General features: G+C 46.1%; 11 protein-coding genes and 1 pseudogene. 6 read left to right on the top strand and 6 right to left on the bottom strand.

Going from position 1 to position 8,726, the window contains the following annotated elements:
• Nucleotides 1–158: 158 nt before the first annotated feature.
• From dnaQ to FHQ30_RS11615, 3 genes are read right to left on the bottom strand one after another with little or no spacing between them, the layout of a single operon-like run.
• Nucleotides 159–944 (bottom strand): DNA polymerase III subunit epsilon, encoded by a 786-nt coding sequence (gene dnaQ / locus FHQ30_RS11625; protein WP_139612271.1) that lies wholly within the window; start codon nt 942–944, stop codon nt 159–161.
• A gap of 26 nt (nt 945–970) precedes the next feature.
• Nucleotides 971–1,285, bottom strand: coding sequence for a type II toxin-antitoxin system RelE/ParE family toxin (locus tag FHQ30_RS11620; RefSeq protein ID WP_139612272.1), 315 nt, complete (start codon nt 1,283–1,285; stop codon nt 971–973).
• Nucleotides 1,275–1,538, bottom strand: coding sequence for a type II toxin-antitoxin system Phd/YefM family antitoxin (locus FHQ30_RS11615; RefSeq protein WP_139612273.1), 264 nt, complete (start codon nt 1,536–1,538; stop codon nt 1,275–1,277). The genes FHQ30_RS11620 and FHQ30_RS11615 overlap by 11 nt, the downstream gene beginning before the upstream one ends.
• A 157-nt stretch (nt 1,539–1,695) precedes the next feature.
• Here FHQ30_RS11615 and rnhA point away from each other — a divergent pair, with 157 nt between their 5' ends.
• Nucleotides 1,696–2,160, top strand: a complete 465-nt coding sequence (gene rnhA / locus FHQ30_RS11610; protein WP_139612274.1) for a ribonuclease HI — start codon at nt 1,696–1,698, stop codon at nt 2,158–2,160.
• Here rnhA and FHQ30_RS11605 read toward each other — a convergent pair.
• Nucleotides 2,148–2,897, bottom strand: coding sequence for a methyltransferase domain-containing protein (locus FHQ30_RS11605; RefSeq protein ID WP_139612275.1), 750 nt, complete (start codon nt 2,895–2,897; stop codon nt 2,148–2,150). The two genes, rnhA and FHQ30_RS11605, sit on opposite strands and share 13 nt — an antisense overlap.
• Nucleotides 2,898–2,934: 37 nt before the next feature.
• On the opposite strand from FHQ30_RS11605, the pseudogene gloB reads away from it, so the two are divergent.
• A pseudogene (gloB, locus tag FHQ30_RS11600) lies at nt 2,935–3,634 on the top strand (hydroxyacylglutathione hydrolase).
• 65 nt (nt 3,635–3,699) lie between these two features.
• On the opposite strand, the gene FHQ30_RS11595 reads toward gloB, so the two are convergent.
• Together FHQ30_RS11595 and galE are read right to left on the bottom strand one after the other, a co-directional pair.
• Nucleotides 3,700–4,989, bottom strand: coding sequence for an AmpG family muropeptide MFS transporter (locus FHQ30_RS11595; protein WP_139612276.1), 1,290 nt, complete (start codon nt 4,987–4,989; stop codon nt 3,700–3,702).
• A gap of 71 nt (nt 4,990–5,060) precedes the next feature.
• Nucleotides 5,061–6,077 carry a UDP-glucose 4-epimerase GalE gene (gene galE, locus FHQ30_RS11590; protein WP_139612277.1) on the bottom strand — a complete coding sequence of 339 codons (1,017 nt, stop codon included), beginning with the start codon at nt 6,075–6,077 and terminating at the stop codon, nt 5,061–5,063.
• Nucleotides 6,078–6,535: 458 nt separating this feature from the next.
• On the opposite strand from galE, the gene FHQ30_RS11585 reads away from it, so the two are divergent.
• From FHQ30_RS11585 to FHQ30_RS11570, 4 genes are all read left to right on the top strand, one after another.
• Nucleotides 6,536–6,910 (top strand): hypothetical protein, encoded by a 375-nt coding sequence (locus FHQ30_RS11585; protein WP_139612278.1) that lies wholly within the window; start codon nt 6,536–6,538, stop codon nt 6,908–6,910.
• A gap of 67 nt (nt 6,911–6,977) precedes the next feature.
• Nucleotides 6,978–7,412 (top strand): DUF29 domain-containing protein, encoded by a 435-nt coding sequence (locus FHQ30_RS11580; RefSeq protein WP_139612279.1) that lies wholly within the window; start codon nt 6,978–6,980, stop codon nt 7,410–7,412.
• A gap of 74 nt (nt 7,413–7,486) precedes the next feature.
• A complete protein-coding gene (locus FHQ30_RS13295) occupies nt 7,487–7,660 on the top strand; it encodes a hypothetical protein (protein ID WP_176552690.1) in 174 nt (57 codons plus the stop codon).
• A gap of 495 nt (nt 7,661–8,155) precedes the next feature.
• On the top strand, nt 8,156–8,590 hold the full coding sequence (locus tag FHQ30_RS11570) for a DUF29 domain-containing protein (RefSeq protein WP_139612280.1): 435 nt from the start codon (nt 8,156–8,158) through the stop codon (nt 8,588–8,590).
• The last annotated feature ends 136 nt before the right edge of the window (nt 8,591–8,726 follow it).

Below are 8,726 nucleotides of genomic sequence, written 5' to 3'. Positions count from 1 at the left end.
CCAACTGAACTACCACTCCGCGATTAAGTGAGGCGAATGATAAAGGGCTATGCAGTTGCAGTCAACCCTTTTTTTTAAAACTATTTTCAATTGCTTAATCCATAAGCGAATCGCTGCAAAACCGCACTTTTTGCTGCTTGAGTGTGAAAGTATATCGCTTAATGCTCGCTGCGTTTCAGCCAAATACAGTTATTGCGACTTTTCTTTTGCAGCAGTTCAAAGTAGTTTTGATGCGCTTGCTGTTCTTCATCGTCTGGTAAAATGGTGCGCAATGACGCATTTCTCGATGCAGTTAGACTACTATTTGTTGACACGCTGTGATTCGATGCCGTGTGAGACATATTTTCAATGGCGTGCTCTTCGTCAAACAGGCTGACTTGCCCGCCGGTCATTTGCAAGTACACATCGGCCAAAATCTCGGCATCGAGCAACGCCCCATGCAGGCTGCGTTTACTGTTGTCGATATTCAAACGATCGCATAGCGCATCCAAATTGTTGCGTTTGCCGGGATACATTTTGCGTGCCATCGCTAGGCTGTCGGTGATTAAGCTGATTTTGTGGGTTTTAATCTGTTTGGTGGCAGCCAGTTTGCTAAATTCATAATCCATAAAGCCGACATCGAAGGGCGCATTGTGGATAATCAGTTCGGCATCGCGGATAAATTCGATAAACTCAGCGGCAATGTCGGCAAAGGGCGGTTTGTCTGCTAGCATTTCATCGGTGATGCCATGCACTTTAATCGCCTCAGGATCGACTTCGCGATCGGGTTTGATATAAACATGAAAGGTGCGTCCGCTCGGGCGGCGGTTGATCAATTCGACCGCTCCGATCTCGATAATGCAATGTCCTTCGTAGTGCGCACCGAACTGGTTCATGCCGGTAGTTTCAGTATCCAGCACCACTTGGCGCTGCGGTATGATTTGAGGCGTGTTTTTTGTTGTCATAGGTTTTACCGTAAAAGATATTTAGCTTAACGCTCGTTGCTTAAATGGTTTTTCGGCACCATTCTTTTATGCAGCGCGGCTAAAATAACGATATTTGAGTGGTGTTTGATGTAATAAATGATGTGGCTTTCACATGGGAAGCTGAAAACATCATCACCCAACTCTATTCGTTTTTTGCCCAATGCCGGATTGAGTGCCAAAAAGGAGAGGGTTTGTTTTAATATATTCAAGTAGCGTTGTGCTTTAATTTCGCCCCAGTTTAGCTTGGAATAGTGCCGAATTTGAATCAGATCCTGTTTGGCATGAACGGATAAGTGGTATAAGGCAGCATTATCCGTCATATTGTCCGTTTTCCAGCGCAGTGAAAAAATCGTTGCCGTCAGTTAATTGCCCGTTGGTAATCTCATTTTTTGCCTGCTGGACACGTTGTTGTAAAAAATGAAGTTTCAGAGCTTCCATCGTTTCGTAGTCCGCCATCGACATCATTACCGCCACCGGTTTGCCGTTTTTATTGATTTGCACGGCTTGATCCTGCACTTTTAACAGCATGCTGCCAAAATGAACTTTTGCTTGGTTTGCGGTTATCGCTTCCATATTTTGACCTCTCTATTGCATTAAAAATATGCCAAATTTGATTCATTGTAATTGAATCGAACGATTTTAGGCAACCGATACGTTTGCAGCTAGGGAATTTTAGCAAATTAAGCTATGATTTCAGAATTAAATTGAACGTTGACAAGAATTCGGCAAGATGATGAAACAGATAGAGATATACACAGATGGTTCCTGTTTGGGCAATCCCGGTCCGGGGGGAATCGGGGTGTTGCTGCGCTATAAACAGCATGAAAAAACCATTTCGCAAGGTTATCGGTTAACTACCAACAACCGCATGGAGCTGTTGGCGGTGATTGTGGCGCTGGAGAGTTTAACCGAAAGTTGTAAAGTGCGGTTATCTAGCGACAGCCAATATATGAAAAACGGCATCAACCAATGGATCCACAATTGGAAACGTAACAACTGGTTGACCAGCAACAAAAAAGCGGTTAAAAATCAAGATTTGTGGCAGCGGCTCGATCAAGCGATTCAGCGCCATCAAATTCAGTGGCAATGGGTCAAAGGGCACGCCGGACATGTCGAAAACGAACAAGTTGACCAATTGGCAAGGCAAGGGGCAGAAGCGCCGAGCCAAGAGGATTGCGGTTATCAGCCGGATTGAATACGGCAACGCTCTTTAGAGCGCGTCAACACATTGGCAGGTGCAAACACCGGTGCTTTGAACCGCACTTTTTGCGGATTGAGCGTGAGCGGAATGGTACGTTTGCGCGCCACAATCACCGCCAACTGTCCACTATTACCATAAAAGCGACGGCAAAAGTGCGGTATCGCTGACGATTTGGCGAGGGTGGTCTGTTGTACAATTTCAAAATTCAGCAACTCCAGCCAATCAATAATCCGCCAAGTGAGGTATTTCCGAATCTGCCAGCGATGTGGTGCGCTGTGGTTTTTCAGCCCTAGATGGCGTTTAAACAACAACGAACTGCACGGATTAAACAGAGAAATAAACAGATAGCCGTCTTCGCTTAACACGCGAGTGGCTTCACGCAGCAACTGGTGCGGATCTTGGCTGAAATTTAGGGTGTTGGCCAACAAGCAGGCGTCTATCGCATTTTCATAAAACGGCAAACGAGTCGGGCAGGCTTGCACGATGGAATGATGGTCTAAAGCGGCAGGTTGCGGAAAATCAGGATAGAGCGCAATTGCGTGCTGATTGGGGCAGTCCCATTCCAACTCGGCACTCAAACCGCCGATTTTTAAAATATGCTGACCGTACACCTTTGCAAACCAGGGTTTGAAATAGTCATTCAGTGTTTTACAATAATAATCACCTTGCTTCAGCTGCTGCCAAGAGGTCGGCAAGGGCAGAGAATACGGATATTTTGCGCGCCATTTCATAAATTGATCACCTTGTTTATTAAACGGAGAACAAGCTATGTTAATACCATTACCGGCACTAAATGACAACTATATTTGGCTGTATGCCAAGCAAAACGATCGGGTTTTAATTATTGATCCGTCAGAGTCACAACCGGTTATAGATTACTTGAACCGCAATCATCTGCTGCCGCAAGCAATTTTGCTCACGCACGGACATGGCGGATCATATCGGCGGCGTTGCAGCGTTGAAACAGCACTATCCGAATTTGGCGGTATACGGTTCGCCGGAAGTCGCTGAGTTAGCAACAGTGCTGGTCGAGCCGGGAAAATTACAAATCGGCAACTATACGATCGAGGTGATCACCACAGCGGGACATACTGCGCAACATATTAGCTTTGTGCTGGACGACCATCTGTTTTGTGGTGATACACTTTTTTCCGGTGGTTGCGGGCGAGTTTTCACCGGTGATTATGCAGCGATGTTTGCTGCGTTACAGCGTTTGAAAGCATTGCCGGACAGCACAATTGTGTGTGCTGCCCATGAATATACCTTAAGCAATTTACGTTTTGCTTTAACGGTCGTGGCAGATCAGAGTGCGGTCGCACAGCAATTGCAGAAGGTAGAACAACTGAGAGCCGCCAACCAACCCAGCTTACCGACAACATTGGGCCTGGAACGCCAAATCAACCCGTTTTTACAAGCCGATACACTGGAAGCGTTTATCCGTTTGCGCCAAGCTAAAGATCAGTTTTAAAATGGCTGACCGCACTTTGAACTTCGTTAATAAAACAGGGCGGATATTTTCCGCCCGAACTTTTACTATTTTTCCGTCTTTCTGTCACCATTCCAAGGGGCTGCCCAGAATAGGCAGAGCATGCCCGGCACGGCGAGGAAGAAGCAGAACCAGAAATAGTCGTAATAACCAAAATGTTCAATCAACACACCGGCTTGCGAATTAAACAGCGTGCGTGGCAACGCCGCAAGGCTGGTGAACAGCGCCAATTGGGTGGCGGTATACAGCGGATTGGTTTCGCGCGCCATAAAGGCGACGAATGCTGCGGTGCCAAGCCCGACACCGATATATTCTGCCGCTACCACGACACCCAACATAATCAACTCTTTGGTAGTGATCACGTCGAAATGACCGAAGGAAGCCAGCCAAGCAAAACCTAAAATAGTGACGATTTGTACCACACCGAACAGCCATAATGCCCGGTTGATGCCAATTTTCAGCATGATAATGCCGCCGGCAATGGCCGCAAGCAACATCGGCCAGACTGAGGCATTTTTAGCCACAATACCGATATTGGTTTTGCTGAAGCCCATGTCCAGATAAAACGGGGTGATAAGTGCGGTCGCCATGCTATCACCGAATTTATACAGGAAAATAAAACTTAAAATGCCTAATGCACTGATCACACCCTTGCGGCTGAAAAACTCATTGAACGGTTTGGTGAAGGTGTCGGTTAACGTGCGGTGTGGTGGCAGATCAATTTTTGGCTCATAGCTTAAAAACAGCGTCATCAAAATACCGGGCAGCATGAAAAGTGCGGTAATCATAAACGTGGTTGACCACGGCAGGTAATCCGCCAAAATCAGCGACAGCGAGCCGGGCACAAAACCGGCGATTCGATAGGCGTTGACATGAATTGAATTGCCCAAGCCCAGCTCTCTATCCGATAAAATCTCACGGCGGTAGGCATCCAATACAATATCTTGCGTGGCAGAAAAGAATGCCGCCAATGTGGCAGCGGCAGCGATCAGTTGTAAACCGCCTTGGGTTTTCGGATCGAGAAAACCAAACAGCCCCAAAGAGACGATCAACAGCAACTGCGAGATCAAAATCCAGCCGCGTCGCCGTCCCAAAAATGGCGGAATAAAGCGGTCGAGCAGCGGTGACCAAAGGAATTTCCAAGTGTAGGGCAAGCCGGTGAGGGCGAAAAAGCCGATCGTAGCCAGATCCACCTGCTCCGAGCGCAACCATGCGGGAATCAGAGAAATCAAGATATACAATGGCAAACCCGAACTGAAGCCGGTGAAAACGCAAATCAGCATTTTACGGGTGAAAATTTGGGACAATACACTTCTTTTTTGTTCTGTTTCAGCCATAAGGCGACCCCAATAAAATAGATAAAATGGTGTATTTCAGGGCAGATTCTCAGTCGTCTGCCCGTTAAAGGTTAATCGCGATAGCCGTTTGGATTGTTTTTTTGCCAATTCCAAGTGTCTTGCATCATTTGTTGCAACGAATATTGCGTTTTCCATCCCAGCTGTTCGGCGGCTAAACTTGGGTCGGAATAACAAGTGGCAATATCGCCCGGGCGGCGCTCGACCAATTTATATGCAATGCTGATATCGTTAGCTTGCTCAAAGGCTTTCACCATATCCAACACCGAATAACCGATGCCGGTGCCCAAATTATAGATATGCAAGCCGCTGTCGTTTTTGTGTTTGGCAAGCGCTTTTAAATGCCCCAATGCCAAATCGACCACATGGATATAGTCGCGCACGCCGGTGCCGTCCGGGGTGTTGTAGTCGCTGCCGAAAATCGACAGTTGCGGCAATTTGCCGATCGCCACTTGGCTGATAAACGGCAGCAGGTTGTTTGGAATGCCGTTCGGGTCTTCACCGATCAAACCGCTCTTATGCGCACCGACCGGATTGAAATAGCGCAGAATCATCATGCTCCAACGCGGATCGGATTTGGCTGCATCCGCTAAAATTTGTTCCACCATTAATTTAGACGTGCCGTAGGGATTAGTGGTGCCACCGACTTTGCAGTTTTCGGTAATCGGTACAATTTCCGGATCGCCGTACACGGTGGCGGAAGAGCTGAACACAATATTAAACACGTCCGCTTTGCGCATCTCCAGCAGCAGGTTAATCGTGCCTTGCACATTGTTTTGATAATATTCGATCGGTTTACGCACACTTTCGCCAACGGCTTTCAAGCCGGCAAAATGGATCACTGAATCAATCGAATGTTGTTGGAAAATAGTTTGCAAAATATGCGAATCGAGAATATCCCCTTGATAAAACGTTGGTTTTTTGCCGGTGATAATTTCAACCCGTTGCAGGGATTTCTGTGAAGAATTGCACAAATTGTCGAGAATGATCACCTCTTGATTATCTTGCAACAGCTCGACTACTGTGTGTGACCCGATATAACCGGCACCGCCGGTAACTAAAATCGCCATAATATTCTCCTGAATGAAAAAGTAGTGCTTAGTGTAAGACTTTTTTTAAATAATTTCATGCACTATTGTGGCAGAAATATCGGCTAACAGTACCGAGAAATTTGCAGGGCAAGCCGTACAAGGTTAAGTATGAGGCAACCGTTTTTGCGGCTATAGGATTAGACAATGTTCTAATTAAGCTTAAAACGCTTGAACTTGTTGGTGCAGCAGAGGCGGATTATATATCCACCCGAACCGCACTTCTTAGTTTTCTGCTATTGATTAAATGTTTATTTTTTACTGCGGCAGTCAGACCCTAGTAGGAGGTAATTATCTATTGTTTTGTACCCACAAAACCTTCAAGAGGTTGTAAATAGTTCGCAGCTCCCGCTGCCACTTTTTCGTCTGGAGTTATGTTGTCGAATTTGGGATTTGTTAACGCATACGACCTCACATGTGAGTTAAACCTTAAGGTAGATATGTTATACACTGTAATTAACAACCACTTGCCACCTCTGGTGAGTGAAATGAACCGATTTAGAGTACTCAAAGACAAAGAAATCTGCAAGATTGAGCCAATCAACATGGACGAAATCTGGTTTTCATGCCCTAAAGAGCTTTCAACAGTCAGCTTTGAGGTGACCGAGTTTGTCAAAAATCTCAAAATCGGAGAAATGGATGAGAGAACGTTGACTATCTACGGAAAGCGTTTTGAGGACTGGACGGATGGTAGTGTAACAGAGTTTTTGGTTGAACGTGCGAAGTTGAATGCGATTAAGAAAGCAGAAAAACGTGAAGCTAACGAAGAGAAGGCTCGTGCAAAAATCAGAAAAGACATGGGATGGGTACTATAACCACCCCTTGACCAATGCCCCCTTTCGGGGGCATTATACGTACATAACTGCTAGAGGAGAAGTAGATATGAGCATTGGATATAACGAAGATTTTTATGGTTGGGTGAATGAACAAGCGCGTCTGTTAAAATCGGGAGCGCTTAGTCAGTTAGATGTCGAGAACTTAATTGAAGAGGTAGAGAGCATGGGCAGAAGTGAGTTGTCGGCGTTACGTAGTCGGTTAAGAGTGTTAATTGCACACTTGTTAAAGTGGAAGTATCAGCCGGCACTGCAAAGCACTAGCTGGAGGTTGACAATCGACGTTCAACGTGAGGATATAGGTGACCTACTTGTCGTATCCCCGTCTTTGAAATACAAAATGAAACAGGATGCGTTTGTTGAACAGGTCTGGGGCGCTGCCATTCGCTTTGCGTCCAAAGAAACAGGACACTCGGTCAACTCATTCCCAGCCAGCCCAATCTGGACACTCGACGAAATCCTCGACCCAGACTTCCTACCATAACTCCCCAAGCCACCAACCACGGTGGCTTTTTTGTTGTCACTACAAACCCTATCCCTAAGGACAGTGGGCACGAGGTGGCAAACCCACACCGTCCACCGTCAAAGAACAGTCAACAAATAACAATTTCCTTCGATGCGGCTTTCAAAGCGGAAGAGGTATCTGCCGGAAAGCGAACGATGAAAACACAACTGGCGGCACAAGGCATTTTTATCAGCCTTTATTCAGCCGCTAAGTTGATGAAAAAATAGGGTTATGCAGTAAACAGCCTCGAAAATGGTGTGACCATAGTAAGGATGGAGGAAAACGATTTGATAATATATTGGACAGACAATTTGCTCAGGATAAAGAGACAACGGTACTTTGTGGTTAGTTTCACTCTGACCAAGGCAGTATTTACGGTAGCGATTTGTTTACAACCTGCGTGAAAAAACACGGATTAACCCAAAGTATGAGCCGCCATGGAAACTGCTGGGATAACGCCCTGATGGAGCGTTGGTTCCGTAGTTTTAAATGGGAATAGATGGCAAGGGGTGGTTATAGCACATTTGAAAGTGCGGTAACGGATGTGAAAGAGTATGTACTATAATTACATCCGTCTGCACCACTACAATAATGGCTTACCGCCCGTTTTTACAAAACAACTTATTCGGGGCTGTTAAATTAGTGGATCACTACAACCACCCTTGACCAATGCCCCCGTAAGGGGGCATTATAAATACATAACTGCTAGAGGAGAGGTGGATATGAGCATTGGATATAACGAAGATTTTTATGGCTGGGTCAACGACCAAGCACGTCTATTGAAGGACGGCGCTTTCAACCAGTTAGACTTAGAAAACTTGATTGAGGAGATAGAGTGCATGGGTAGAAGTGAACTGTCGGCGTTACGTAGTCGCTTGAAAGTGTTGATTATGCACCTGTTAAAATGGAAATATCAACCTACATACCAAGGCAGAAGCTGGCAACTAACCATAGCAGAGCAGCGGAATGAAATTGAGGGGTTATTTGACGACTCTCCATCACTTAAACACAAGTTGGCAAATAACGATACTTTACTGAAGTGTTGGAAATTGGCTGTATTGGGGGCGTCTAAAGAGACTGGCTTTGAGGTGTCGCACTTCCCTACCAGCCCAATCTGGACACTCGACGAAATCCTCGACCCAGACTTCCTACCATAACTCCCCAAGCCACCAACCACGGTGGCTTTTTGGTTGTCACTACAAACCCTATCCCCAAGGACAGCGGGCACGAGGTGGCAAACCCACACCGTCCATCGTCCACCGTCAAAGAATAACCAACAATCAACAATCAACA

This window comes from Testudinibacter sp. 'clade 2' (genome assembly GCF_006227735.1).
Lineage (GTDB): Bacteria > Pseudomonadota > Gammaproteobacteria > Enterobacterales > Pasteurellaceae > Chelonobacter.
This window is presented reverse-complemented; position numbering and strand designations above follow the sequence as displayed.

Excerpts from the sequence above, each read along its gene's own strand:
- rnhA (WP_139612274.1), top strand. The coding sequence starts at position 1,696 with ATGATGAAACAGATAGAGATATACACAGATGGTTCCTGTTTGGGCAAT.
- FHQ30_RS11620 (WP_139612272.1), bottom strand. The coding sequence starts at position 1,285 with ATGACGGATAATGCTGCCTTATACCACTTATCCGTTCATGCCAAACAG.
- dnaQ (WP_139612271.1), bottom strand. The coding sequence starts at position 944 with ATGACAACAAAAAACACGCCTCAAATCATACCGCAGCGCCAAGTGGTG.
- galE (WP_139612277.1), bottom strand. The coding sequence starts at position 6,077 with ATGGCGATTTTAGTTACCGGCGGTGCCGGTTATATCGGGTCACACACA.
- FHQ30_RS11570 (WP_139612280.1), top strand. The coding sequence starts at position 8,156 with ATGAGCATTGGATATAACGAAGATTTTTATGGCTGGGTCAACGACCAA.
- FHQ30_RS11585 (WP_139612278.1), top strand. The coding sequence starts at position 6,536 with ATGTTATACACTGTAATTAACAACCACTTGCCACCTCTGGTGAGTGAA.
- FHQ30_RS11580 (WP_139612279.1), top strand. The coding sequence starts at position 6,978 with ATGAGCATTGGATATAACGAAGATTTTTATGGTTGGGTGAATGAACAA.
- FHQ30_RS11615 (WP_139612273.1), bottom strand. The coding sequence starts at position 1,538 with ATGGAAGCGATAACCGCAAACCAAGCAAAAGTTCATTTTGGCAGCATG.
- FHQ30_RS11605 (WP_139612275.1), bottom strand. The coding sequence starts at position 2,897 with ATGAAATGGCGCGCAAAATATCCGTATTCTCTGCCCTTGCCGACCTCT.
- FHQ30_RS11595 (WP_139612276.1), bottom strand. The coding sequence starts at position 4,989 with ATGGCTGAAACAGAACAAAAAAGAAGTGTATTGTCCCAAATTTTCACC.